At 68.1% G+C, this 23,135-nt stretch carries 28 protein-coding genes; 15 read left to right on the top strand and 13 right to left on the bottom strand.

Annotation, left to right across the window (positions count from 1 at the left end; translation table 11 throughout):
• Nucleotide 1: 1 nt before the first annotated feature.
• The 6 genes from E3O48_RS12805 to E3O48_RS12780 form a co-directional block, all read right to left on the bottom strand.
• Nucleotides 2-1,078 (bottom strand): ABC transporter substrate-binding protein, encoded by a 1,077-nt coding sequence (locus E3O48_RS12805; protein WP_134539297.1) that lies wholly within the window; start codon nucleotides 1,076-1,078, stop codon nucleotides 2-4.
• Nucleotides 1,075-2,490 carry a sulfate adenylyltransferase subunit 1 gene (locus E3O48_RS12800; protein WP_134539295.1) on the bottom strand — a complete coding sequence of 472 codons (1,416 nt, stop codon included), beginning with the start codon at nucleotides 2,488-2,490 and terminating at the stop codon, nucleotides 1,075-1,077. Before E3O48_RS12800 ends, E3O48_RS12805 begins: the two co-directional genes overlap by 4 nt.
• The gene (gene cysD / locus E3O48_RS12795) at nucleotides 2,490-3,443 is read right to left on the bottom strand and encodes a sulfate adenylyltransferase subunit CysD (RefSeq protein ID WP_134508051.1); all 954 of its coding nucleotides are present in this window, start codon (nucleotides 3,441-3,443) and stop codon (nucleotides 2,490-2,492) included. Before cysD ends, E3O48_RS12800 begins: the two co-directional genes overlap by 1 nt.
• On the bottom strand, nucleotides 3,425-4,168 hold the full coding sequence (locus E3O48_RS12790) for a phosphoadenylyl-sulfate reductase (protein ID WP_134539293.1): 744 nt from the start codon (nucleotides 4,166-4,168) through the stop codon (nucleotides 3,425-3,427). Before E3O48_RS12790 ends, cysD begins: the two co-directional genes overlap by 19 nt.
• Nucleotides 4,165-5,874 (bottom strand): nitrite/sulfite reductase, encoded by a 1,710-nt coding sequence (locus tag E3O48_RS12785; protein ID WP_370249959.1) that lies wholly within the window; start codon nucleotides 5,872-5,874, stop codon nucleotides 4,165-4,167. The genes E3O48_RS12790 and E3O48_RS12785 overlap by 4 nt, the downstream gene beginning before the upstream one ends.
• A gap of 207 nt (nucleotides 5,875-6,081) precedes the next feature.
• On the bottom strand, nucleotides 6,082-6,792 hold the full coding sequence (locus E3O48_RS12780; protein ID WP_134539291.1) for a sirohydrochlorin chelatase: 711 nt from the start codon (nucleotides 6,790-6,792) through the stop codon (nucleotides 6,082-6,084).
• 198 nt (nucleotides 6,793-6,990) lie between these two features.
• On the opposite strand from E3O48_RS12780, the gene ftsY reads away from it, so the two are divergent.
• On the top strand, nucleotides 6,991-7,866 hold the full coding sequence (gene ftsY, locus E3O48_RS12775) for a signal recognition particle-docking protein FtsY (RefSeq protein WP_134508045.1): 876 nt from the start codon (nucleotides 6,991-6,993) through the stop codon (nucleotides 7,864-7,866).
• 7 nt (nucleotides 7,867-7,873) lie between these two features.
• Entirely contained in the window at nucleotides 7,874-8,377 is a 504-nt protein-coding gene (locus E3O48_RS12770) for a DUF2004 domain-containing protein (RefSeq protein WP_134508043.1), read from the top strand.
• Nucleotides 8,378-8,419: 42 nt separating this feature from the next.
• Here E3O48_RS12770 and E3O48_RS12765 read toward each other — a convergent pair whose 3' ends face one another.
• Nucleotides 8,420-8,731 carry a putative quinol monooxygenase gene (locus tag E3O48_RS12765; RefSeq protein WP_134508041.1) on the bottom strand — a complete coding sequence of 104 codons (312 nt, stop codon included), beginning with the start codon at nucleotides 8,729-8,731 and terminating at the stop codon, nucleotides 8,420-8,422.
• Between the two features lie 78 nt (nucleotides 8,732-8,809).
• On the opposite strand from E3O48_RS12765, the gene ffh reads away from it, so the two are divergent.
• Together ffh and E3O48_RS12755 are read left to right on the top strand one after the other, a co-directional pair.
• Nucleotides 8,810-10,390, top strand: coding sequence for a signal recognition particle protein (ffh, locus tag E3O48_RS12760; protein ID WP_134539289.1), 1,581 nt, complete (start codon nucleotides 8,810-8,812; stop codon nucleotides 10,388-10,390).
• A 50-nt stretch (nucleotides 10,391-10,440) separates the two neighbouring features.
• Nucleotides 10,441-11,232 (top strand): LLM class F420-dependent oxidoreductase, encoded by a 792-nt coding sequence (locus E3O48_RS12755; RefSeq protein ID WP_134539287.1) that lies wholly within the window; start codon nucleotides 10,441-10,443, stop codon nucleotides 11,230-11,232.
• On the opposite strand, the gene E3O48_RS12750 is transcribed toward E3O48_RS12755, so the two are convergent.
• The 6 genes from E3O48_RS12750 to E3O48_RS12725 all read right to left on the bottom strand — a co-directional run bounded on the left by E3O48_RS12750 (nucleotide 11,229) and on the right by E3O48_RS12725 (nucleotide 15,256).
• On the bottom strand, nucleotides 11,229-11,810 hold the full coding sequence (locus tag E3O48_RS12750) for an NUDIX domain-containing protein (protein WP_134539285.1): 582 nt from the start codon (nucleotides 11,808-11,810) through the stop codon (nucleotides 11,229-11,231). The genes E3O48_RS12755 and E3O48_RS12750 overlap by 4 nt on opposite strands.
• 352 nt (nucleotides 11,811-12,162) lie before the next feature.
• Complete coding sequence (locus E3O48_RS12745; protein ID WP_166788702.1) at nucleotides 12,163-12,780, bottom strand: DUF222 domain-containing protein; 618 nt, start codon at nucleotides 12,778-12,780, stop codon at nucleotides 12,163-12,165.
• 103 nt (nucleotides 12,781-12,883) lie between these two features.
• Nucleotides 12,884-14,023 carry a glutamate--cysteine ligase gene (locus tag E3O48_RS12740; protein WP_134539282.1) on the bottom strand — a complete coding sequence of 380 codons (1,140 nt, stop codon included), beginning with the start codon at nucleotides 14,021-14,023 and terminating at the stop codon, nucleotides 12,884-12,886.
• A gap of 193 nt (nucleotides 14,024-14,216) precedes the next feature.
• A complete protein-coding gene (locus E3O48_RS12735) occupies nucleotides 14,217-14,633 on the bottom strand; it encodes a WD40 repeat domain-containing protein (RefSeq protein WP_134539280.1) in 417 nt (138 codons plus the stop codon).
• Between the two features lie 114 nt (nucleotides 14,634-14,747).
• A complete protein-coding gene (locus E3O48_RS12730; RefSeq protein WP_134539278.1) occupies nucleotides 14,748-15,008 on the bottom strand; it encodes a Txe/YoeB family addiction module toxin in 261 nt (86 codons plus the stop codon).
• Complete coding sequence (locus tag E3O48_RS12725) at nucleotides 15,005-15,256, bottom strand: type II toxin-antitoxin system Phd/YefM family antitoxin (RefSeq protein WP_134539276.1); 252 nt, start codon at nucleotides 15,254-15,256, stop codon at nucleotides 15,005-15,007. Before E3O48_RS12725 ends, E3O48_RS12730 begins: the two co-directional genes overlap by 4 nt.
• 272 nt (nucleotides 15,257-15,528) lie before the next feature.
• On the opposite strand from E3O48_RS12725, the gene rpsP reads away from it, so the two are divergent.
• The 11 genes from rpsP (at nucleotide 15,529) to E3O48_RS12670 (ending at nucleotide 23,078) form a co-directional block, all read left to right on the top strand.
• On the top strand, nucleotides 15,529-15,954 hold the full coding sequence (rpsP, locus tag E3O48_RS12720) for a 30S ribosomal protein S16 (protein WP_134506967.1): 426 nt from the start codon (nucleotides 15,529-15,531) through the stop codon (nucleotides 15,952-15,954).
• Between the two features lie 2 nt (nucleotides 15,955-15,956).
• Nucleotides 15,957-16,193 carry an RNA-binding protein gene (locus E3O48_RS12715; protein ID WP_134506969.1) on the top strand — a complete coding sequence of 79 codons (237 nt, stop codon included), beginning with the start codon at nucleotides 15,957-15,959 and terminating at the stop codon, nucleotides 16,191-16,193.
• 25 nt (nucleotides 16,194-16,218) lie between these two features.
• The gene (gene rimM, locus E3O48_RS12710; RefSeq protein WP_174774799.1) at nucleotides 16,219-16,884 is read left to right on the top strand and encodes a ribosome maturation factor RimM; all 666 of its coding nucleotides are present in this window, start codon (nucleotides 16,219-16,221) and stop codon (nucleotides 16,882-16,884) included.
• Between the two features lie 93 nt (nucleotides 16,885-16,977).
• Nucleotides 16,978-17,817: a formate/nitrite transporter family protein gene (locus E3O48_RS12705; protein WP_134506970.1), complete on the top strand. Its 840-nt coding sequence runs from the start codon at nucleotides 16,978-16,980 to the stop codon at nucleotides 17,815-17,817.
• A gap of 9 nt (nucleotides 17,818-17,826) precedes the next feature.
• The gene (gene trmD, locus E3O48_RS12700) at nucleotides 17,827-18,564 is read left to right on the top strand and encodes a tRNA (guanosine(37)-N1)-methyltransferase TrmD (RefSeq protein ID WP_134506972.1); all 738 of its coding nucleotides are present in this window, start codon (nucleotides 17,827-17,829) and stop codon (nucleotides 18,562-18,564) included.
• Between the two features lie 28 nt (nucleotides 18,565-18,592).
• Complete coding sequence (locus E3O48_RS12695; protein ID WP_134539274.1) at nucleotides 18,593-19,132, top strand: MFS transporter; 540 nt, start codon at nucleotides 18,593-18,595, stop codon at nucleotides 19,130-19,132.
• A 195-nt stretch (nucleotides 19,133-19,327) separates the two neighbouring features.
• Nucleotides 19,328-19,672, top strand: a complete 345-nt coding sequence (gene rplS, locus E3O48_RS12690) for a 50S ribosomal protein L19 (protein WP_134368536.1) — start codon at nucleotides 19,328-19,330, stop codon at nucleotides 19,670-19,672.
• 77 nt (nucleotides 19,673-19,749) lie between these two features.
• Complete coding sequence (gene lepB, locus E3O48_RS12685; RefSeq protein ID WP_134539272.1) at nucleotides 19,750-20,496, top strand: signal peptidase I; 747 nt, start codon at nucleotides 19,750-19,752, stop codon at nucleotides 20,494-20,496.
• Nucleotides 20,497-21,141 (top strand): ribonuclease HII, encoded by a 645-nt coding sequence (locus E3O48_RS12680; protein WP_134506978.1) that lies wholly within the window; start codon nucleotides 20,497-20,499, stop codon nucleotides 21,139-21,141.
• A gap of 12 nt (nucleotides 21,142-21,153) precedes the next feature.
• On the top strand, nucleotides 21,154-21,477 hold the full coding sequence (locus tag E3O48_RS12675; protein ID WP_130176401.1) for a DUF2469 family protein: 324 nt from the start codon (nucleotides 21,154-21,156) through the stop codon (nucleotides 21,475-21,477).
• Between the two features lie 122 nt (nucleotides 21,478-21,599).
• On the top strand, nucleotides 21,600-23,078 hold the full coding sequence (locus tag E3O48_RS12670; protein WP_174774798.1) for a glyceraldehyde-3-phosphate dehydrogenase: 1,479 nt from the start codon (nucleotides 21,600-21,602) through the stop codon (nucleotides 23,076-23,078).
• Nucleotides 23,079-23,135: the final 57 nt, after the last annotated feature.

Below are 23,135 nucleotides of genomic sequence, written 5' to 3'. Positions count from 1 at the left end.
CTTACTCCGTTCCGAGTCCCGCGGCGCCGACCGGCGCGACGCCGGCCTTCGCGCGCACGGCGTTCAGGGCCGTCAGGTCGAAGAGACCGTCCAGTTTGCCCGGCTTCGCGGTGCCGACCGTGACGCCGGCCCCCAGCAGCACCGGGAAGGTCGCCGCGAGCGGGTCGGTCGTGAAGGTCACATGGGCGAGCGCCCGGGTGATCACGGCGTCGGAGAGGCCCTTGCCGGTGTCTTCGGTCAGCTTCTTGTTGATCACGGCGGCGGCGTCGCCCGGGTGCGCGGTGAGCCAGTCGATGGATGCCGTGTGCCCGGCGACGAGGGCCCGCACGGTCTCCGGGTGCGCGGCCAGATACTCGCTCCGGACGAGCAGCACCGTGGTGGGGAAGGCCCCGTCGGGCCAGAGGGATGCCTCGTCGACGAGCACGGTGGCGCCGGCGTCGAGGACGAGCCGGGACACCCAGGGTTCGGGCAGCCAGGCCCCGTCGATCTTGCCGCTCTGGAACAGGGCCAGGGTCTGGGCGTTGTCGGTGGGCGCGATGTGCACCTGGCCGCCGCCCGCGGTGTCGGTGTCGTAGCCCTGCTCGCCGAGCCACGCGCGGAGGGCGACGTCCTGGGTGTTGCCGAGCTGGGGGGTGGCGATGGTGGTGCCGGCCAGGTCGGCGGGCCCGTCGATGCCGGCGCGCACGACCAGGGCGGCGCCGCCGCTGGCGGCCCCGGCGACGATCGTGACGGACTGCCCGGCGCTCTTGACGAAGCTGTTCACGGCGGGATTCGGGCCGATGTAGGCGGCGTCGATGGCTCCGGCGCTGAGGGCCTCGATGGTGGTCGGCCCGGCGCTGAAGATCTGGGTGCGGAGCTTCGTTCCGCCGAGGCTGTCGGCGAGGAGGCCCTTCTCCAGCCCGACGAGCGCGGGGGCGTGCGTGACGTTGTCGAAGTAGCCGAGGCGGAGTTCCTCGGCCGGTCCGGCCGGCGCCGCCGCGCTGCCCTGCGCCGAGCATCCGCCCAACAGCACGGGAACGAGGGCGATCGCGGCCAGGGCCAGGCCGGTGCGCGAGGCGAGACCGGTGCGCCGGGTCATGCCGGTACCCCGGCGGCCACGGCGATGCCGGCGGCCGTGACGATGCCGGCGGCGAGGGTCGCGCCGTCCTGCGGATGGATGACGAGGAATGCGCCCGAACGGCGACTGGAGGCGAAGGTCTCGACCGGCAGCGCCGCGGCGAGCCGCACGGTGACGTGGCCGATGTCGTTGATGTCGAGGCTCGCGGCGGTCTCCTGCTCCAGCGTGTCCAGGTTGAGCCGGCCGGTGACGGCGGTGACGATGGCCTGCACCGTGTTGGCGCCGAATTTCACGAGGGCGCGGTCGCCGGGGGTGAGCGGCCGGGGGTCGAGCCAGAACAGGGCCGCCGTCAGCTCCTTCGTGGGGTCGGGGAGCGTGCCGGCGGCGCCGATCACCGCACCGCGGGCGATGTCGAGGTCGTCCCTGAGCCGGAGGGCGATCGACTGCGGTGCGAAGGCCTCGGTGAGTTCGGTGCCGGCGAAGTCGATCCCGGTGACGACGGTGCCGGCCCCGCCGGGCAGCACGGTGACGGCGTCGCCGACCCGCACGGTGCCGGAGGTGACCTGCCCGGCGTAGGCGCGGTAGTCGCGGAAGGCGGGCGCGTCGGCTGCGGGGACGGCGACGGCGCCCTGGGGGCGCAGCACGAGCTGCACCGGCAGGCGGAAGGCCTCGAGGGCGCTCTCGACCTCGTCGACGACCGGCAGGGTCTCGAGCAGTTCGAGCAGGCTGGGCCCGGTGTACCAGGGGGTGCGCGGGGAGGCGTTGACGACGTTGTCGCCGGCCAGGGCCGAGACGGGGATGACGTGCACCGCGCCGAGGCCGAGTTCCCCGGTGACCGTACGCACGGCATCCGCGATCTCGGTGTACGCGGCCTCGTCGTAGCCGAGCAGGTCGATCTTGTTGACGGCGACGATGATGTGCGGCACCCGGAGCAGACGCACCACGGAGAGGTGGCGGCGGGTCTGTTCGAGCACGCCCTTGCGGGCGTCGATGAGCATGATGACGGCGTCGGCCGTGGTGGCCCCGGTGACCATGTTGCGGGTGTACTGCACGTGCCCGGGGCAGTCGGCGAGGATGAAGGAGCGCCGGTTGGTGGCGAAGTAGCGGTAGGCGACGTCGATGGTGATGCCCTGTTCGCGCTCGGCGCGCAGGCCGTCGGTGAGCAGGGCGAAGTCGATGCCGCCCGCGGCGCCGCCGAAGCCGCGCTCGGTGGAGGTGCGGGTGACGGCGTCGAGCTGGTCGGCGAGCACGGCCTTCGAGTCATGCAGGAGCCGGCCGACGAGGGTCGACTTGCCGTCGTCGACCGAGCCGGCGGTGGCGAAGCGGAACAGGGTGCCGCCGGCCAGGGTTTCGGCCGCGGAGAGGTCTGCCTGTGCCGGGCTCGGTGCCTGGCTGTGGGTGGGGGCCTGGCTGTCGATGAGTGCCTGGGTCATTAGAAGTACCCGTCCTTTTTTCGGTCTTCCATTGCTGCTTCGGAGATCCGGTCGTCGGCGCGGGTCGCGCCACGTTCGGTGATCGTGCTGAGGGCGACCTCGCGCACGACGGCGTCGACGGATGCGGCATCCGACTCGACCGCGCCGGTGCAGCTCATGTCGCCGACGGTGCGGTAGCGCACCGTGCGGTTCTCGACGGTTTCGGTCGCCCGGGGCATGCTGACCGGGCCGACCGAGCGCCACATCCCGTCGCGGCGGTACACCTCGCGGTCGTGCGCGTAGTAGAGCGGGGGCAGCGCGATCTGCTCGCGTTCGATGTAACGCCAGACGTTCAGCTCGGTCCAGTTGCTGATCGGGAACGCCCGCACGTGCTGGCCGACCGTGTGGCGGCCGTTGTAGAGGTTCCACAGTTCGGGCCGCTGGTTGCGCGGGTCCCACTGGCCGAATTCGTCGCGGAGGGAGAGGATGCGTTCCTTCGCCCGGGCCTTGTCCTCGTCGCGGCGGGCCCCGCCGAAGACGGCGTCGTGCCGGCCGGCGGCGATCGCGTCGAGCAGGGGCAGGGTCTGCAGCGGGTTCCTGGTGCCGTCGGCACGCTCGTGCAGCCGGCCGTCGTCGATGTAGTCCTGCACCCTGGCGACCTCGAGCCGCAGGCCGAGGCGCTCCACGGTCGCATCACGGAAGGCGATGACCTCGGGGAAGTTGTGCCCGGTGTCGACGTGCAGGAGAGGGAAGGGCACCCGGCCCGGCCAGAACGCCTTCGCAGCGAGGTGGAGCACCACGACGGAGTCCTTGCCGCCGGAGAACAACAGCACGGGGCGTTCGAATTCGGCCACCACCTCGCGGATGATATGAATGGCCTCGCTCTCCAGCACGTCGAGCTGGGACAGGCGGTGGCTGCCGGTGGCGCGGATCGGCGAGGCGGTGTCGGTGGCGTTCACAGGTGGAGTCCGCATTCTGTCTTCGCCAGGCTGGCCCAGCGTCCGGATCGGGGATCGTCGCCCGGGGCGACGGGTTTCGTGCACGGCGCGCAGCCGATGGAGGGATAGCCCTGGGCCATCAACGGATTGACCGGGACCTGGTGCGCCGCCGCGTAGTCGAGGATGTCCTCGAAGCTCCACGCGGCGAGCGGGTTCACCTTGACCAGGCCGTTGCGCTCGTCCCAGGTGACCAGTGGCGTGTTCGCCCGGGTGGGCGCCTCGTCCCGGCGCACGCCGGTGAACCACAGTTCGTAGCCGCCCAGGGCGCGGTGCAGCGGCTCGACCTTGCGCATGGCGCAGCACAGGTTGGGGTCGCGGTTGAAGAGCTCCGCCCCGTGCAGCCCGTCCTGTTCGGCCACCGAGTGTTCGGGCAGCACGTCGACGACCCGCACGGGCAGCAGCCGGGCCACGTCGGCCCGGGTCTCGTGGGTCTCACTGAAGTGGTAGCCGGTGTCAAGGAAGAGCACGTCGACGTCGGGCAGTTGCGCGGAGACGACGTGGGGGAGAACCGCGTCGGCCATCGAGCAGGCGACCGCGACGGCGTCCACCGCGAAGTTCGCGGCGACCCAGGAGACGACCTGCTCGAAGCCGGCCTCGCCGAGTTCGGCGGCGCCGCTCTCGGCGAGGGCGCGCAACTCGTCCGCGGAGCGGAGCGTGCCCGCCCGGCCGGTGCTGTGGATGCCGGTGTTGTCGACGCTCATTGCAGTGCCTCCTCGTCGGCGCGATGCGCCCAGTGGGCGAAGGTCTCGTCGGCGCTCTTGTCGGCGATGAACCGCAGCACGATCCGTTCGACATAGTCGGCCAGGTCGTCCGCGGTGACCTTCAGGCCGCGCACGGTGCGGCCGAGGCCCGCCTCGTCCCGTCCGACCGAGGCCAGACCGCCGCCGAGGTGCACCTGGAACCCGGGTACCTGTCCGCCATCGGCGTCCGGCAGGAGCTGCCCCTTGAGGCCGATGTCGGCGGTCTGGATGCGGGCGCAGGAGTTCGGGCATCCGTTGACGTGCAGGCTGATCGGCTGGGGCACGTCGATCCCGGCCAGGCGTTTCTCCAGTTCGAGCACCGCGTCGGTGGCGGCCTGCTTGGTCTCCACGATCGCGAGCTTGCAGTACTCGATGCCGGTGCAGGCGATCGTCGAACGCCGGAACAGGCTGGGGCGTGCGGCGAGGCCGATCTCGTCGAGCGCGACGATGAGCGCCTCGACGTTCTCCTCAGGGATGTCGAGCAGGACCAGCTTCTGGTGCGGGGTCGTGCGCAGCCGGGTCGATCCGTTCGCTTCGAGCAGGGCGGCGAGGCTGAGCAGGGTGGGGCCGGAGACCCGGCCGACGAACGGGGTGACGCCGATGTAGTAGCGGCCGTCGGTCTGCTTGTGCACGCCGACGTGGTCGCCGGCGCGGGTGGGCGGCGGTGCCGCGGGGCCGTCGGGGAGCGGCGACTCGAGGAACTCGTCCTCGAGGATCTGCCGGAACTTCTCCGGGCCCCAATCGGCGAGCAGGAACTTGAGACGGGCCTTGTTGCGCAGGCGCCGGTAGCCGTAGTCGCGGAAGAGGCTCGCGACGCCGTGCCAGACCTCGGCGACGCGGTCGGGGGCGATGAAGACGCCGAGGCGTTCGGCGAGGCGCGGGGCGGTGGAGAGGCCGCCGCCGACCCACAGGTCGAATCCGACTCCGTGCTCGGGGTGGTCGACCGCGACGTAGGAGATGTCGTTGATCTCGTGCACGACGTCCTGGCTGGGGCTCCCCGTGATGGCCGTCTTGAACTTGCGCGGCAGATTCGCGAGGCTCTCGTCGCCGATGTAGCGCGCGGTGATGTCGGTGATGAGACCGCTCGGGTCGATGAGTTCGTCGGCGGCGATGCCGGCGACGGGGGAGCCGAGGATGACGCGGGGCACGTCGCCGCAGGCTTCCGTCGTCTGCAGCCCGACCGCTTCGAGGCGGGTCCAGATTTCCGGCACGTCCTCGATGCAGATCCAGTGCAGCTGGATGTTCTGCCGGTCGGTGAGGTCGGCGGAGTCGCGGCCGAATTCGGTGGAGATCTCGCCGATGACGCGCAGCTGGCTGGTGGTGAGCTGGCCGCCGTCGATGCGCACCCGGAGCATGAAGTACTTGTCCTCGAGCTCGTGCGGTTCGAGGGTGGCGGTCTTTCCGCCGTCGATGCCCGGCTTGCGCTGGGTGTAGAGGCCCCACCAGCGCATCCGGCCGTGCAGGTCAGTGCCCTCGATCGAGTCGAAGCCCTGTTTCGAGTAGACCTTCTCGACACGTTCGCGGACGCTGAGGCCGCCGTCTTCCTGCTTCCAGACCTCGTTGCCGTTCAGGGGCGCGGTGCCATCGACCTTCCACTGTCCGTTCGGACGCGACGCCTGGCGCTTCGGGCGGGCCGGCGGCGCCGTCTCGGTCTGACTCGGTGACACGATGGTTCCTCCTCCTTGAACGCGACTACGGCGACAACGGATGCCGGACCGCGTGGGAGAAAACGTACCGAGAACGGGGGGTCGGTGTCTCCCCGGCGCGTAACGGCCTGTCACGCGCCGTAGCGCGGCGTCACAGTGGGGCTCGGCAGGCCGGGTCGGCTATGGTGCGCCGGGAACGGATGTCGCGCTCGGGCGTCGCGGAGGCGGCTATCGCGCGGCGGAATACCGGTCGATGACGACCTCGACGAGGGGCGCCGGGGCCGGCTCGTCCGGCACGAGGAGTGGGCGGGTCACGACATCCGCGCCGGCCTTCTCGACCAGTCCCTGGAAGTAACCGGGGGCGAGCAGGTAGCTGCTGGCGACGACCCGCCGGCCCGGCCGGTTGATCCTGACCCTCGTCACCGCGCAGGCCAGCCGGGGTGTGGCGGCGGAGAGGAAGCCGAGGGTCACCTCGCGCCCGGCGGCATCCGCGAGGCGCTCGGCCACGACCCGGCAGGCAGCCACAGCCCGAGCATCGCTCGAGCCGGCGACGGCCAGCACGACCACGTCGTCCGGTCGGAGACCGGCCTCCGCGAGTCGTTGTCGGAGCACCGCGATGATGCGGTCGTCGGGCCCGAGCGCGCCGGCAAGCAGCACTGAGCGCCCGGTCTCGGCCCGCACGGCCTCGGTCAGGTCGACGTGCACGTGGTAGCCCGCCGACAGGAGCAGCGGCACGATGACGGCGGGAAGCCCCGCCGGGAGGGCGGCCAGGGTCGCCGGGGTGTCGGGCTGTTGCACGTCGACGAAGCCGGAGACGACCGTCAGGTCGGGCCGGGCGGCGGCCACGGCGCGCATCAGGCCGGCGACCGCAGCCTGGCCGTGTGCCGACGAGGTGCCGTGGGCGATCCCGACGAGCGCTGGGGGAGTCTGAGTGCTCACTCGACCATTCTGCCGGGTCGCACCGGCTGTGTTACCGCGGATGTCGGCCTTCACCGCCGGCTGATCGGGTAGCCGGTGCGCCGGGCGAGGCTCGAGCCCGTGCGGCCGGGCGTCGTGGTGTGCGTCGACATGAGTGCAGTGTCGTGCCGGCCCGCCCGTTCGGCTAGGTCCGAAGGTCCCGAGCCATAGGCTAGAGGCATGGCAGAACGCACCTCCTGGTCCCTCTCCGGCGCTCTGCGCGGCATGTTCACGAAGAAGACGATCGACGACGACACCTGGGACGACCTCGAGGATGCGCTCATCCAGGCCGACTTCGGGCCGGCCGTGACCGACGCGATCGTCGCCGAGCTTCGGGCGAAGGTGGCGAAGTACCACACGACGGACCCGGTGGACCTGCAACGGATGCTCCGCGAGGGCATCGAGGAACGCCTCGCCCGGCACAACCCGACCCTCACCCTCAGCGCCCGACCCGCGGTCGTGCTCGTCGTCGGCGTCAACGGCGTCGGCAAGACGACGACGATCGGCAAGTTCGCGAAGTTCCTCCGCGGTTACGACCGCAGCGTGCTGATCGGGGCGGCGGACACCTTCCGGGCCGCCGCCGTCGAGCAACTCGCCACCTGGGCCGAACGGGCCGGGGCCGACATCGTGCGGCCGCAGGCGCACGGCCAGGATCCGGCATCCGTCGCCTTCCAGACCGTGCAGAAGGCCATGAACGAGGGCATCGAGATCGTGCTCATCGACACCGCCGGCCGGTTGCAGACCAAGGGCGGCCTGATGGATGAGCTCACCAAGATCCGCCGGGTGATCGAGAAGCAGACCCCGATCGCCGAGGTCCTCCTCGTGCTCGACGCGACCACGGGCCAGAACGGGCTCGCCCAGGCCGAGGCGTTCATCGAACACGCCGGGGTGACCGGCCTCGTGCTCACGAAGCTGGACGGCTCCGCGAAGGGCGGGTTCGTGCTCGCCGTGCAGGAGAAGACCGGCATCCCCATCAAACTCGTCGGCCAGGGTGAGGGGATCAACGACCTCACCGGTTTCACGCCGCACGTCTTCGCGCAACAACTCGTCGGATAGGACGTACATGACCATCGAACACGATTTCTTCGGAATCCTCGGCAGCGACGACGCGGGCGAGGTGTACTGGTCGGACACGGCCGAACTGGGCGACCAGGACGTGCAGATCGACCTGAGCTCGCCCGACGAGGACTCCGTGTCGATCGAGGCCCTCGACATCGCAGCGGCCATGGTCAACGCGCTCGAGGAACTGGATTCCCAGGCTCGCGAGTCGCTCGTGGCCGACCTCAGTGCGGAGCGCTCAGTGACGAGCGCCTACATCACGACCGAACTCGAGGAGATGGACCCGGAGGCCCTCGAAGATGCCCTCATCTGGGACTCCGGCGACAAACAGATCGACTTCCTCCGCTCGATCCAGCTGCAGCGGGTGGGCTTCCACCCGCACCATTTCCGCAGCGAGGAGCACTTCGCGGTGCTCGAGTACTCGATCAGTCCCGACGAGACCGACGCCCTGCTCGTGGTGACGATCGACGTGCACGGAGACCCCGTGGTCATCGCCGTCGAGCAGTAACGGGCGCCGGGGCCGGCCGGGACTTCTACTGGGCCGGGAGTTCTACTGGATTGTGCCCTTGGCCGGATCGCCGAAGGGCATGTTGGCGAGCACATGCACCTCGGCCGGACCGGCGACGGCGTCGCCGGTGAGCGCGTTCAATTCGGCGATGGCCGCACCGGCGGCGTGGGCGGCCAGGTCTTCGGCCGTGGACCAGCGCTCGACCATGAAGACCCGGTCGCCGTCGGTGTGCGCCGCGTAGAGCTCGCAGCCCGGTTCGGCGTGCGCCTTGGGGGCGACAACGGCCAGCGCGTCGAGGATCTCCTGGTTGCGGCCGGGCTTCGGGGTGAGTGTTGCGATGACTACTACGGACAAGACGGCTCCAGACCTGAGAATGCGCCAACGGCGCACCCGCTCACGATAGACCTCCGGACCGGTTAAAGTAGAAGCACAATGGCTACTTTTGGAAACCTCTCAGATCGCCTGGCCGAGACGTTCAAGAATCTCCGCACCAAGGGCAAGCTCAGTGCGGCGGATGTCGACGGCACCGTCCGCGAGATCCGTCGCGCCCTCCTCGACGCCGACGTCGCCCTCGACGTCGTCAAGGACTTCACCGGCAAGGTGCGCGAGCGCGCCCTCGGCGACGAGGTCAGCAAGGCGCTGAACCCGGCGCAGCAGGTGGTCCGGATCGTCAACGAGGAGCTCGTCGAGATCCTCGGCGGCCAGCAGCGCCGGCTCGAATTCGCCAAGAAGCCGCCGACCATCATCATGCTCGCCGGCCTCCAGGGCGCGGGAAAGACGACCCTCGCGGGCAAGCTGGCGAAGTGGCTCGCCAAGGACGGTCACACCCCCGTGCTCGTCGCAGCCGACCTCCAGCGCCCCAACGCGGTCACCCAGCTCCAGGTCGTCGGGCAGCAGGCCGGCGTTGCCGTCTTCGCCCCCGAACCGGGCAACGGTGTCGGCAACCCGGTGCAGGTGGCCCGCGACGGCGTCAAGTTCGCCCAGCAGAAGATGCACGACGTGGTCATCGTGGACACTGCCGGCCGTCTCGGCGTCGACGCCGACATGATGAAGCAAGCCTCGGATATTCGCGCGGCCATCGGACCCGATGAGGTCCTCTTCGTCATCGACGCGATGATCGGCCAGGACGCCGTCGCGACTGCCAGGGCGTTCCAGGACGGCGTCGACTTCACCGGTGTGGTACTGACCAAGCTCGACGGCGACGCGCGCGGTGGCGCCGCACTGTCGGTGGCGTCGATCACCGGCCGTCCGATCATGTTCGCGTCGACGGGCGAAGGCCTGGACGACTTCGAGCCGTTCCACCCCGACCGCATGGCCAGTCGCATCCTCGACCTCGGTGACATCCTCACCCTGATCGAACAGGCCCAGGGGGCCTTCGACGAGGACGAAGCGCGCAAGATGGCGGAGAAGTTCTCCACCGACACGTTCACGCTCGACGACTTCCTCGGCCAGATGCAGCAGCTGCGCAACATGGGTTCGATCAAGAAGATGATGAGCATGCTGCCGGGCGCGGGTGCCATGAAGCAACAGCTCGAGAACTTCGACGAGCGTGAGATCGTGCGCACCGAGGCCATCATCCAGTCGATGACCAAGGCCGAACGCACCACCCCGAAACTCCTCAACGGCTCCCGGCGGCTGCGCATCGCCCGCGGTGCCGGCTCCACCGTGACCGAGGTCAACCAGCTCGTGCAGCGCTTCGAGCAGGCAGCGAAGATGATGAAAACGGTCGCCAAGGGCGGCATGCCCAACATCCCGGGCATGGGCCCGATGGCGGGCGCCGGACTCGGCGGCAACCGCGGCAAGCAGCAGCCCAAGAAGAAGGGCTCGAAGTCGGGCAACCCGGCCAAGCGGGCGGCGGAGAACGCCGCGCTGGCCTCCGGCGAGAAGCCGGCCGGAGCCGTCACAGCCGGTGGAACAGGCTTCGGCCTGGGCGGCAGCAAGCCCGTCGCGGGCAAGGCCGGCGGCCCGACCGAAGACGAGATGGCAGCACTCCAGAAGATGCTCGGACGGTAGCGGCCGAGCCGGCCCGCTCAGAGGTGCGAACGCCGGTTTAGGATGAGCGCATGACTTCCGCAGCCTCCCGCCCGGTGCGCGTCGGCGCGCAATTGGCGCCGCAGCACGCCGAGTACGCCACGATCCGGGACGCGGTCGCCCAGGTCGAGGCCATGGGCACCGACGTCGCCTTCAACTGGGACCACTTCTTCCCGTTGTCGGGTGACCGGAACGGCCTGCATTTCGAATCCTGGACGATCCTGGCGGCCTGGGCCGAGCAGACCTCCACCATTGAACTCGGCGCCCTGGTCAACTGCAACAGCTACCGCAATCCCGACCTGCAGGCCGACATGGCCCGCACCATCGACCACATCAGCGGGGGCCGGTTCATCTTCGGCACCGGCTCGGGCTGGTTCGAACGCGACTACGACGAGTACGGCTACGACTTCGGCACCGTCGGCACGCGGCTGGACTCGCTGGCCGAGAACCTGCCGCGGATCGAGGCGCGGTGGGCCAGGCTCAACCCGCCGCCCACCCGGAAGATCCCTGTGCTCATCGGAGGCGGCGGCGAGAAGAAGACGCTCCGCATCGTCGCCCAGCACGCCGACATCTGGCATTCGTTCTCGAGCCCGGAGGTGCTCGAGCACAAGCTCGGTGTTCTGGCCGGCTGGTGCGACACGGTCGGCCGGGACCCGGCCGAGATCGAGATCTCGACCGAGCTCCGCGGCCGGAGCGTGGAAGAGGCGGACCAGCTCTACGACCTCGGCGCTCGCCTGTTCACCCTGGGGCTGTCGGGCCCGCACTACAAGCTCGACCGGCTGACCGACTGGCTCGCCTGGCGCGACGACAAGAACCGGGTCTAGTCATTTCGTCGGTGCTCCAACTCTCGGAGCACAACGGCCAGGCGGTCACCGAAGCCCGACGGGACGTTGTCTGGAAGGGCGTCCGTCGGCCACCAGGCGACCTCCTCGCTTTCCGAGCTGGTCACGGGAATCGCCTCCGCAGGGGCGATGGCCGCAAAGCCGACGTCCCAGTGGGTGGTGCAGTGCCCGAATCGGGAACTCAGAGCGTGCCGGTGCACGTCGATCGGCGCGTCGCCCAGGGAACGCAGCTCGGCGATGCCGCCCTCCTCGCGGGCCTCGCGGAGTGCGGCAGCGGCCACGGACAAGTCTGCGGATTCGATATGCCCGCCCAGCTGAACCCAGAACTGTCCCTTCCGGTGAAAGCAGAGCAACACTTGACGCAGGTCCGGCGTGAAAACGAAGCAGCTCGCGGTCAGGTGCTCCGCACCGCCGTCCCGGTCAAGTGCGCCGCCGCCGCCGGCACGCACAAACGAGGCGTACTCGGTGCGAAGCAGTGTCTGGGAGGGATCGGCCGGCAGCCACTCGGTCAAGGACGTCTGAATGGCTGTTGCTGCGGCGAGCTGAAGGAGCGAGTGCATCTTCGAAGGCTAGACGAGCCGGTGGCGTCGACCCGACCCCCGGTGATCGAGCGCCCGGTGATCGAGCCTCGTTGATCGAGCTTGTCGAGATCCCCGGCCTCAGAACGGTGGGTCGTCGGGCAATGTGGCGGCTTTGGGTACGGGTGGCCCGGTGGATTGCGAGGTGGCCGGGAGTACAGTGGCCGGTTCGGTGACGAAGTCTCGTCCGGTGGGGGAGGTCCAGGTCAGGATGCCGCCGGGCTGCTGGGCCACGGTCCACCGGGTTTGGGTCTTCAACGCATGGTTGGGTCTGCAGAGGTGGGCGAGGTTGTCGTGCGCGGTCTCACCGAGGAGAGCCCGGTCATGGGAGTGATCAAGTTCGGCACCCCTTGCTGGCCGGTTGCATCCCGGGATGCGGAGCGAAGCGTCGCGCCACGGACGAGGTGCGCTTCGCGATCGACTCGGCATGCCGCGCCGTGATCGTCTCCGGGTGCAACCGTTCCCGCAGCAGCCGGGCCTTGTGCTTGAGCTTGGCCACCGTCAGGTGCTCCGCCGAGGGCAGCAGTGCCTGTTCGAACGCGGCCACACCCTCCTCGGGGATCGACCAGGACTGCTGGACTATCGCCTGCGCGTGCCGGTAACTGATCACCCCGTCATGCAGGGCCGCCCGGGTTGCGGGGAGGTCCTGGACCAGGGCCTTACTTTCCGCGAGCAGGGTCTCCGCGCTGCGCTCCGGGATCCGCAGCGTCGCGGCCAGCTCACTGGAGAGCTCCCGCTGCGCGATCTCCTCCCGGCTCCACAACGCTTGCGGTCCCCGCGGGATCTCCGCCGCGTGCGCCTCGCTGAACCGGCGGGTCTGATCGATCAACTCCGCCCGGAACGCGAAACACTGCGCGATCACCCGGTCCGCGACCGCGACCGCGACCGCGACCGCGACCGCGTCAAAGAGCAGTCCGAGCTGCTGCTGGGTGGTGCTCACCAGGGTGGCCATACCCGCACCCAGCCACCGACATCCACAGGCACCCAACCGACCCCCACACCAGGGTGTGGATAACCTGATCAAACCCATATTGTGGTGGGGAACCGCAACGCGTTCAGCGCGCGATGAGTCCCGTGCGCAGCTCGTCGGCGAGTGCGCGAACAACCGCCGGCAGGCTCCCGTCGGCGGCGTCCGCCACCCGCAACTGGCGTTGGTAGCTGGCCCCGGCGTCGAGGATCAGGTTGAGCTGGAGCAGTTCCGCCAGGCAGCCGAGGCGCTCAGCCACGGGGGAGAGCACTTCGATCAGGCGCCGCACGTCGTCGACGACGGGGCATTCGGCCCCGGCGGCGTCGAGGATGATCTCCGCGTCGAGCCCGTACCGCGAGGCGCGCCACTTGTTTTCGCGCACGAACCAGGGCTGCAGTTGCAGCACGGTCTCGCCCGCGTCCAGCCGCGTCGACATCCACTCGACCAGGCATTGGATTAACGCGGCGATCGCCCCGAGTTCCTCGGCCGTCGACACCCCGTCGCAGGCGCGGATCTCGATCGTGCCCCAGCGTGGCGACGGGCGGATGTCCCAGCGCACCTCGGTGACATCGTCGACGATCCCGGTGACGGTCATGTCCTCGACGTAGCGTTCCCACGCGGCCCAGTCGTCCAGGATCCACGGCAGGCCCGCCGTCGGGAGCTGCTGGAACATCTGGGCGCGATTCGAGGCGTAACCGGTGTTCACGCCCGCCCAGAACGGACTCGACGCGGACAGCGCCTGCAGGTGCGGCAGATAGGTGAGCAGCCCGTTCAGGATGGGGATCACCTTGGCGCGGTCCTCGATGCCCACGTGCACGTGGATGCCCCAGATCATCATGTTGCGCCCCCACCACTGGGTGCGGTCGATCAGGCGGTGGTACCTGGCCTTGTCCGTGACCTCCTGGTCGAACCACTGGCCGAACGGATGCGACCCGCTGCAGATGAGATCGACGCCCCGCGGATCGGTGATCGCCCGCACCTCGGCGACCTGGCCGACAACATCCGCGACCGCCCCGGCCACCGTGTGATGGACCCCCGAAACCAGCTCGACCGTGTTGAGCAGCAGTTCGCCGGTGATCTTCGGATGCGGCGAGCCGCCTGGCCCGCAGAGCCCCGCCAGCACCTCGTCGGCGATGCACACGAGGTCGCCGGTCTGGCGGTCGACCAGGGCGAGTTCCCACTCAATGCCGATGGTCGACCGCTCAGAGCGGGCGAATTCGATTCCCATGGGTGGCCTTTCGAGGATCGCCTCACCCGAGTGGGTGTTGTCCGCCACAATCCTGACACCGATCGGGCCGCCCTGCGTGTCAGGGTGAGTTCTCCGACCCGACCCGTGACTCGTCGACTACCGAAGCGATCTTCGCCGCAGGTCCGCGGAAATGCGGGCACTCGTGGTCAGCGTGCGCAAGCTGCGGCCGCGGTCAACCACGGCATGCCGGAGCGTACGGCCGAGCACCCAAAAGCTTCCCCCACTCCTCCTCGGTCAGTGCTCGTCCGGCAACCTGGCACGCGCGCTCGGTCCACGCCGCCGGGTCGGCGACGATCACCTGCGTCATCCCGTAGGAGTGTTCGAGCCCGACGGTGCGCTCATCGAGCTCCACGGACGCAGTCTGCCGAGCGAACATGCTGGTGCGGAAACCCGCCGACCAGTCGCCGAGGTCCCACGTGATGATCGCGCCGCCCGCGTCGGCGGTCGCGATCCGACGGCCATCCGGACTGACCGCCAGAATCCCGTTTCCGGGGATCCGAGGCAGCTCATCGCCGGATGCCGTGTCGATCACGATGGTCGGGCCGAACCCGCTGGCGTAGAGTCGCGAGCCGTCCGGCGAGAACTTCACCGCACCGAACTCCGCGCCGGGCTGCACAGCCGGTGAAAGGTCGTCAACCCACAGGGCACGAGTATTGCCGTCCCGGCGTTCATCAATGGCCTCCTGCTGGTGGCCGGCGGATCCCTAGTTTCCGTAGTGGTACCGGCACCCCGCGATGCGAACCTCGTCGCCGTCAACCTTGTAGATGAGGCGGTGCTCATCCGTGATGCGACGCGACCAGTAGCCGTGGAAGCCGTGCTTCAGCGGCTCGGGCTTTCCAATGCCCTCGTTTCCGTTTCGTGCCACATCACGGAGAAGCGTATTGATCCGCTTGAGGACTTTGCGGTCCGGGGCCTGCCACCATTCGTAGTCCATCCAGGCATCTTCATCCCAGACGAATTTCACTCCGTCAGGTCATTCACGGTGCCGAGCCCGGACTCGAGCCGTTCGATTGATCTGAGAAGGCGCCGCGCATTGGCCGGATTGCGGAGCAGATAGGCGGTTTCCTTGAGCGACTCGTACTCATCGAGCGAGACGATCACGACGGGCTCGTGCCCGGCGCGGGTGATGATGACTTCCTCGCGGTCATTGACGACCGCCGACAGGGTTTCGGCGTAGTGCGCGCGTGATTCTGAGTAGGTCATGGTTCTCATCGGAAGCCTCCCTGTACGGATTATTGTACGCGAGGGGAGCGAGGAGGGCAAGAGTGACTCGCCGCCTGCACGGTGCGCCGCCTGACACTGCTCACGCGGGCGACCGTCGATTATCCGAAACGGGGCATCGTCTGGCAGAATGATTAGTCGAGTTCTCTTGCGTTCGACCCTCTACTCAGACGCAGGAAAAAACCACCTTATTGAGCTTGTGCCGAGTGTGCCCCCACGCTCACGGCCGTCAGTTCGCCAAAAATCAAATACACAGGAGAATTGTGGCTGTCAAAATTCGTTTGAAGCGCATGGGTAAGATCCGTGCACCGTACTACCGCATCGTTGTCGCCGACTCGCGCACCAAGCGCGACGGCCGTGTCATCGAAGAGATCGGCATCTACCACCCCACGCAGGAGCCCTCCGTCATCGAGGTCAAGTCCGAGCGCGCGCAGTACTGGCTCGGCGTCGGCGCACAGCCGACCGAGCAGGTTGCCGCTCTCCTCAAGCTGACCGGCGACTGGGGCATCTTCAAGGGTGACAAGAACGCCGTCAGCACCGTGAGGGTCAAGGAAGCCAAGGTTGCTTTCGTCGCCGACGAGAAGAAGAAGCCCGTTCTCAAGCCGAAGGCCGACAAGCCCGTGGCGAAGGAAGAGGCCCCCAAGGAGGCCGTGGCTGACGCCGCTGCTCCCGAAGAGGACAAGGCGTAGTCTTGCTCGCTCCCGCGCTTGAGCACCTCGTCAAGGGGATCGTCGATCACCCGGATGACGTGCACGTTTCGACACAGAACTCCCCACGTGGCGAGGTCCTCGAGGTTCGCGTGAACCCTGAAGACCTCGGCCGCGTGATCGGTCGTTCCGGTCGTACCGCCAAGGCCTTGCGCACCCTCGTGGCCGCGCTGGCCGACGGCAGGCGCGTGCGGGTCGACGTCGTCGACACCGATTTCTGAAGAAACTGTTAGCGAGTAGTTGGTAATGAGCTTGGTGAACGACAGCACGCCGCCCCGAAGTCAACTCCGGGTGGGGCGTCTGACGAAGGCGCACGGTCTCAAAGGCGCCATCAAGCTCGAACTGTTCACGGATGACCCGGGACGTCGTTTCGTCCCGGGCGCCGTGTTCACCCTCCAGGTCCCCACGGGGTCACCCTGGCACGGCAAGACCCTCGAACTCGTCGAGCTGCGCTGGTACAACCAGCACGCCGTCGGGTTCTTCAAGGATGTGCCCGACCGCGAAGCGGCCGAGGCCCTCGCCAAGGCGATCCTCTGGATCGACCAGGATGACGAGGAACAGCCCGACGAGGAAGACGCCTGGTACGACCACCAGCTCGTCGGACTCGCCGTCGTACGCGACGGCGAGAAGATCGGCACCATCACCCGGCTCGAGCACCTCCCGGCCCAGGACCTGCTCATCGTGAAGACGCCGGCCGGCGAGGTGATGATCCCCTTCGTGAAGGCGATCGTGCCCTCGGTGGACATCACGACCGGCATCGTCACCATCACCCCTCCACCCGGGCTGCTCGAAGAGCTGCCGGAGGAACCCGATGACGACCTGCCGGAGGATCCGGACACCGAGCCGGAACCAGACTCCGAACCCGAGACGCAGGCGTCTCCGGTGGAGACCCCCGACAGCGAAGGCGCATAGACGCGACCCGAAACACCCGGGGAGTGGCGCGCCGCGCCCGTCCGACTTCCCAGCTCGTCATGACGCGGCACACCCTCCAAGGAGAACCGCAGCATGTCGTACGTCAAACCGGATCAACTCATCGATGACATCATCCACTCCGGTGTCCTTAAATCGAACCTGACCATTAAGCAGATGTTCGTGCGCGGCACCCTCGCCGGCGCCATTCTCGGCGCGGCGACCACCGTCGCGCTGACGGCCGCAGCCCAGACGGGGCTCCCGATCGTGGGCGCTGTGCTGTTCCCGGTCGGCTTCGCGATGATCCTCCTGCTCGGCCTGGAGCTCGTCACCGGCAGCTTCGCCCTTATTCCGCTCGCCATCATGGAGGGCCGCACAACCCTCCAGAAGGGGCTCACCAACTTCGCCGTCGTCATCTGCGCGCACCTCTTCGGCGCCGTGCTCTACGCGGCACTGTACGTCGCCTCGATCACCTACCTCGGCACCGAGACGAGCGACCCGATGATCCAGGCGATCATCCACATGGCCGAGCACAAGGTGCTGCCCTACGAGGCGGTCGGTGCCGGCGGCATCCTGGTCGCCATCATCAAGGCGATGCTCTGCAACTGGATGGTCGCGATCGGCACGATCATGTTCTACACCTCGAAGTCCACGGCCGGGAAGATCCTCGCCATGTGGCTGCCGGTGACCACCTTCTTCAGCCTCGGACTCGAACACGCCATCGTGAACATGTTCGTCATCCCGGCCGGGATGATGCTCGGCGCGAACATCAGCTTCGGCGAATGGTGGGTCTGGAACCAGGGCCCGGTCCTGATCGGCAACCTCCTCGGCGCCGTGCTCTTCACCGCCCTGCCGATCTACTTCTCCCACCGCACCCGGGTGAACCGGGCCGCCGCACTCGAGGGTGCGAACGAGCCGGTGCTGATCCGCTCCTAGACTTCTCTGGTGCGCATCGACATCCTCACCATCTTTCCGGAGTTCTTCTCCGTCCTCGACGTCTCGCTCGTCGGCAAGGCACGCCAGTCGGGGCTGATCGACCTGCGCGTGCACAACCTGCGCGATCACACCCACGACCGGCACAACACCGTCGACGACACTCCCTATGGCGGCGGCGCCGGCATGGTGATGAAGCCGGAGCCGTGGGGTGAAGCGCTCGATGAGATCATCGGCGAGGTGGCCGGCGGCGCAGCCGGGGATCAGGCCGGGACGGATGCCGGACCTGTCCTGATCTTCCCGTCCCCGGCCGGCGAACTGTTCACCCAGAAAATGGCCAGGTCCCTCGCGGAGGAACCGAACCTGGTCTTCGGCTGCGGCCGTTACGAGGGCATCGACCAGCGCGTCTTCGACCACTACGCCGCCACCGGCCGGGTGCGCCTGATCAGCCTCGGCGACTACGTGCTCAACGGGGGAGAGGTCGCCGTGATGGCCATGATCGAGGCCATCGGGCGGCTGATCCCCGGCGTCGTCGGCAACCCGGAGAGCCTCGTCGAGGAATCGCACGAGGACGGTCTGCTGGAATACCCGAGCTACACCAAGCCGTCCAGCTGGCGCGGGCACGACGTGCCGCCCGTGCTGCTCAGCGGAAACCACGGGGCCATCGCCGCCTGGCGCCGCGAGCAGCAGCTCGCGCGCACCAGGCAGGTGCGGCCCGACCTTCTGCCCCCAGCGAACTCCGAGGAGTAAGTCAGAATCACGCGAGTAGTCTGATGTCGTGTTCGTACGCAGACTCTTCTACTACTGGCAGTTCATCGCCGTCGTCGTGCTGCCCGCCTGGCTGCTGGTCGGCGCGTCGGTCTTCGGTGTGAGCGGCTGGATGGTGCTCGGCAGCTTCTTCGGCGGCGTCCTCCTCGGCATCGGCCTGCTCATGGTCGCCCTGCTGATCTACGCCCGCAAGGACGTGCGCGCCGCCCGGGCGGTGTCCTGGGCGGATGTCGGCGTGCTCACCCTCTGGCACGCCCTGATCGTCGCCCTCGGCTTCACAGCCTCGTCCTCCGGGCTTCCCGTGCTCGTGGTGGTCGTCGGTCTGGCCGCGTTCTGGTTCGTCATCTGGGAGTTCTACAGCGCTGCCCGGGCGAGGATGCGCGAGATGCTCGTCGTGATCGAGGAGACCGCGCGGTTCGGCACGGTGCCGGCCGGCGGCGTCCAGGGTTCACCCCAGGGTTCCGCCCCGGGTGCACCCAAGCCGCCCCGCTTCGACAGCACCGCCGATCCCGCCGTGATCGTGATCCACGAGAAGCCCGCCGAGCAGTAACGGGGCGGTCTCTTTTGCGGCACCGACCGCTTTCATGACATAATCAGCGTTTGTGCCGTAGCAAGCCTCTGCCACAGGGGAGCTGCAACGTATCGGCATGAACATACTCAGTCGGTTGCCGACGCGGGTCGCTGACAGCGGGTCGCGCGGCACAAATCGTAGTCGTCCTGTGGCGGATACAGAGAGCGAAACACTATGCATATTCTCGACCAGGTGGATGCACCATCACTCCGGAAGGACATCCCGGCCTTCCGCGCCGGCGATACCGTCAAGGTCCACGTCAACATCGTTGAGGGCGCCCGCTCTCGTGTCCAGGTCTTCCAGGGAGTCGTCATCGGCCGCTCCGGCGAAGGCGTGCGCGAGACGTTCTGCGTTCGCAAGGTCAGCTTCCAGGTCGGCGTCGAGCGTACCTTCCCGGTGCACTCCCCGGTGATCGACCACATCGAGGTCATCACCCGCGGTGACGTGCGTCGCGCGAAGCTGTACTACCTGCGCAACCTGCGCGGCAAGAAGGCCAAGATCAAAGAGAAGCGCGACTAACAGTCGACTCCCAGCATCCGCTGGATTTCTCCCTGAGCTCCTCACCCTTACACTGGGTCAGGAGCTCAGGCGGTTTAATGACAGACAATTCTCTGCCCACGCGATCAGATCGCCTGGAATCAGAAACGAAGCGCAAGAAGCGCGGCGTTGCACTCTTCCTTCGCGACCTCCTGGTCATTTTCGTGGTGGCCCTGCTCATCTCGTTCCTGATCAAGACGTTCCTGATCCGCTCGTTCTACATCCCCTCCGGGTCGATGGAGACGACGCTGCTGGTCAACGACCGGATCATCGTGAACCAGCTCGAACCCGGGCTCATTCCGATCACCCGGGGCGACGTCGTCGTCTTCCGCGATCCGGGCGGCTGGCTCCTGCCGCAGGCTCCGGTGCAGCAGAACCCGATCGTGGCCGGCGTCGACTGGGTGCTCTCCGTGGTCGGCCTCTCCGCCCCGGACAGCAACGACCACCTGATCAAACGGGTCATCGGGCTGCCGGGAGACCACGTCGTCTGCTGCAACGCGCTCGGCCAGATGAGCGTCAACGACATCCCGCTCTCAGAACCGTACGTGAACCTCCCGACCGGCCAAACGCAGGTCTCCAAGGATGCCTTCGACGTGGACGTGCCCGCGAAATCACTGTGGGTGATGGGCGACAACCGCTACAACTCGAAGGACTCCCGGTACAACGGCGACACGCCGGGCAAGGGCTTCGTGCCGATCGAGAACGTCGTCGGCCGTGCCCTGGTGATCAGCTGGCCGCTGGCCCGCTGGACCTGGCTGGACGACTACCCGGAGGTCTTCCGCGGGGTCTCCGCGGAGACCGACTAGGTGGGCGTCGTCGACCCGACCCTCGACGTCGAGCAGGCGATGATCGCCGCCGGCGCGACCTGCGTGATCGGCTGCGACGAGGTCGGGCGCGGTGCGCTGGCCGGGCCCGTCGGCGTCGGCGTGGCCGTTGTCGGCCCCGCCGCTGCGGCCATCCCCGACGGACTGCGTGATTCCAAGATGCTCAGCGAGCCCCGCCGAGAGGCCCTGGCGCCCCTCGCGGCCGCCTGGGCGCTGCACTCGGCCGTCGGGCTCGCCTCGGCCGCCGAGGTCGACGAGCTGGGCATCATCGCCTGCCTCGGGCTCGCCGGCAAACGTGCTCTGGCCCAGTTGCACGCCGCCGGGGTCGACATCGCCGGGAGCGTGGTGCTGCTCGACGGCAACGACGACTGGCTGAACAAGGCCCTGCACACTCCGCTGAACGTGGTCACCCGGGTGCGGGCCGACCAGGACTGCGGTTCGGTGGCCGCGGCATCCGTGATCGCCAAGGTGCACCGCGACCGGCTCATGATCGAAGCGGATGCCCGGCACCCCGGCTACGGCTGGGCGGGGAACAAAGGCTACGGGAGTGCGGCCCATCTGGACGCGATCGCCCTGCTCGGCCCCACCGGGCTGCACCGCAAATCGTGGCTCAAGATCACAGCGTAGGATTGAAACACCATGGAAGAAGAAGAATTCGAGGACTACGACCGCGAGGTCGAGTTGGCCCTGTACCGCGAGTACCGAGACGTTGTCGGGCAATTCCAGTACGTCGTAGAGACCGAGCGACGCTTCTACCTCGCCAACGAAGTGGAGTTGGTGCGCCGGGACACTGAGCACGACTTCTACTTCGAACTGACCATGAAGGACGTCTGGGTCTGGGACGTCTACCGCTCCGACCGGTTCGTGAAGTCGGTTCGCGTGCTGACGTTCAAGGACGTCAACGTGGAGGAACTCGCCTCCAAGGAGTTCGAGTTGCCCAAGGAACTCGCGCTCGACGAGTAGCTCGACCCGCGGCCGCCCCGGCGGCCGCGCCCCCCGATTCCGGGCCGACCACCGCCGGTCTGCCCGGCCCAGGCTGCCAGCCTGCACAACCCGGCGCAACGATGCGGCCGGGAGAGAAAGGTATGTCCTTGCTTCAGGATGCTGATCGCTGCCGAGACACGTGGATCAACCGGGAAGCACTGGCGGAGGCGATGATCCCGCTGATCGGCCGGCTGTACCGGGACAACAACGTCGTCACCAGCGTGCACGGGCGCAGCCTGATCAACCAGTCGGTGGTGGGGCTGCTCAAGGCGCACCGCTTCGCCCGGCAGATCGACGACGTCGAACTTCCCCTCGAGGAGACCCTGCCGATGCTGCAGGCGCTCGCCCGGCTGCGGCTCGGCGCCGCGTCGATCGACCTGGCCCGGCTGAACCTGGCCTACCGCGGTGACGAAGCCGGCCGGAGCCTCGACGACTTCCTGAGCGAGGAACTGGCCGACGTCATCGGTCTGCAGGGCGCCGACCCGCGCACGAGCACCGATGTCGTGCTCTACGGGTTCGGCCGGATCGGACGTCTCCTCGCCCGCATCCTGATCGAGCACGCCGGCGGCGGCCAGGGCCTGCGACTGCGCGCCATCGTCGTGCGCCGCGGGTCCGCCAACGACATCGTCAAGCGGGCCAGCCTGTTGCGACGGGACTCCGTGCACGGGCCGTTCGAGGGCACCATCACCGTCGACGAGGAGAACGACACGATCCTGGCCAACGGCACGCTGATCCAGGTCATCTACTCCTCCGACCCGGCCGGCGTCGACTACACCCGGTACGGCATCCACGACGCGGTCGTGGTCGACAACACCGGCCGCTGGCGCGACGCCGAGGGGCTCTCCCAGCACCTCGCCTGCCCCGGGGTCGCCCGGGTGCTGCTCACCGCGCCCGGCAAGGGCGATCTGAAGAACATCGTGCACGGCATCAACCACAGCTCGATCACCGCCGACGACACCATCGTGACGGCGGCCTCGTGCACCACCAACGCGATCACCCCCGTGCTCAAGGCCGTCAACGACCGTTTCGGCATCGTCGACGGGCACGTCGAGACGGTCCATTCGTTCACGAACGACCAGAACCTGATCGACAACTTCCACTCCGGTGACCGCCGGGGCCGCTCGGCCGCCCTCAACATGGTGCTCACCGAGACGGGCGCGGCGAAGGCGGTGGCGAAGGCCCTGCCAGAGCTGGCCGGGAAACTGACCGGCAACGCCATCCGCGTTCCGACGCCTGATGTGTCGATGGCGATCCTCAACCTGAATCTCGAACGGGAGACCGGCAAGGACGAGCTCAACGCCTACCTCCGGTCGATGAGCCTGAACTCCGAGCTGCACAAGCAGATCGACTACATCGACTCGCCCGAGGTCGTGTCCAGCGATTTCCTCGGCTCACGCCGGGCCGGGATCGTCGACGGGCTGGCCACCATCACCACCGGCCGCAAGGCCGTGCTCTACGTCTGGTATGACAACGAATACGGCTACAGCTGCCAGGTCATCCGGGTGCTCGAGGAGATGGCCGGGGCGCATCCGCCGGTCTTCCCGAAGGTGAGCGTGGCCGAGCCCGAACTGGCGCGCTGACCCGCGGACGTAACGCATCCGTCCTCCGTCGAATTCGACGGACATTTTCGGCAAATG

This window comes from Cryobacterium sp. HLT2-28, assembly GCF_004402495.1.
Lineage (GTDB): Bacteria > Actinomycetota > Actinomycetes > Actinomycetales > Microbacteriaceae > Cryobacterium > Cryobacterium mannosilyticum.
This window is presented reverse-complemented; position numbering and strand designations above follow the sequence as displayed.

Excerpts from the sequence above, each read along its gene's own strand:
- E3O48_RS12805 (WP_134539297.1), bottom strand. The coding sequence starts at position 1,078 with ATGACCCGGCGCACCGGTCTCGCCTCGCGCACCGGCCTGGCCCTGGCC.
- E3O48_RS12800 (WP_134539295.1), bottom strand. The coding sequence starts at position 2,490 with ATGACCCAGGCACTCATCGACAGCCAGGCCCCCACCCACAGCCAGGCA.
- cysD (WP_134508051.1), bottom strand. The coding sequence starts at position 3,443 with ATGCGGACTCCACCTGTGAACGCCACCGACACCGCCTCGCCGATCCGC.
- E3O48_RS12790 (WP_134539293.1), bottom strand. The coding sequence starts at position 4,168 with ATGAGCGTCGACAACACCGGCATCCACAGCACCGGCCGGGCGGGCACG.
- ftsY (WP_134508045.1), top strand. The coding sequence starts at position 6,991 with ATGGCAGAACGCACCTCCTGGTCCCTCTCCGGCGCTCTGCGCGGCATG.
- E3O48_RS12770 (WP_134508043.1), top strand. The coding sequence starts at position 7,874 with ATGACCATCGAACACGATTTCTTCGGAATCCTCGGCAGCGACGACGCG.
- ffh (WP_134539289.1), top strand. The coding sequence starts at position 8,810 with ATGGCTACTTTTGGAAACCTCTCAGATCGCCTGGCCGAGACGTTCAAG.
- E3O48_RS12755 (WP_134539287.1), top strand. The coding sequence starts at position 10,441 with ATGACTTCCGCAGCCTCCCGCCCGGTGCGCGTCGGCGCGCAATTGGCG.
- E3O48_RS12750 (WP_134539285.1), bottom strand. The coding sequence starts at position 11,810 with ATGCACTCGCTCCTTCAGCTCGCCGCAGCAACAGCCATTCAGACGTCC.
- E3O48_RS12745 (WP_166788702.1), bottom strand. The coding sequence starts at position 12,780 with ATGGCCACCCTGGTGAGCACCACCCAGCAGCAGCTCGGACTGCTCTTT.
- E3O48_RS12740 (WP_134539282.1), bottom strand. The coding sequence starts at position 14,023 with ATGGGAATCGAATTCGCCCGCTCTGAGCGGTCGACCATCGGCATTGAG.
- E3O48_RS12725 (WP_134539276.1), bottom strand. The coding sequence starts at position 15,256 with ATGAGAACCATGACCTACTCAGAATCACGCGCGCACTACGCCGAAACC.
- rimM (WP_174774799.1), top strand. The coding sequence starts at position 16,219 with ATGAGCTTGGTGAACGACAGCACGCCGCCCCGAAGTCAACTCCGGGTG.
- E3O48_RS12705 (WP_134506970.1), top strand. The coding sequence starts at position 16,978 with ATGTCGTACGTCAAACCGGATCAACTCATCGATGACATCATCCACTCC.
- rplS (WP_134368536.1), top strand. The coding sequence starts at position 19,328 with ATGCATATTCTCGACCAGGTGGATGCACCATCACTCCGGAAGGACATC.
- lepB (WP_134539272.1), top strand. The coding sequence starts at position 19,750 with ATGACAGACAATTCTCTGCCCACGCGATCAGATCGCCTGGAATCAGAA.
- E3O48_RS12675 (WP_130176401.1), top strand. The coding sequence starts at position 21,154 with ATGGAAGAAGAAGAATTCGAGGACTACGACCGCGAGGTCGAGTTGGCC.
- E3O48_RS12670 (WP_174774798.1), top strand. The coding sequence starts at position 21,600 with ATGTCCTTGCTTCAGGATGCTGATCGCTGCCGAGACACGTGGATCAAC.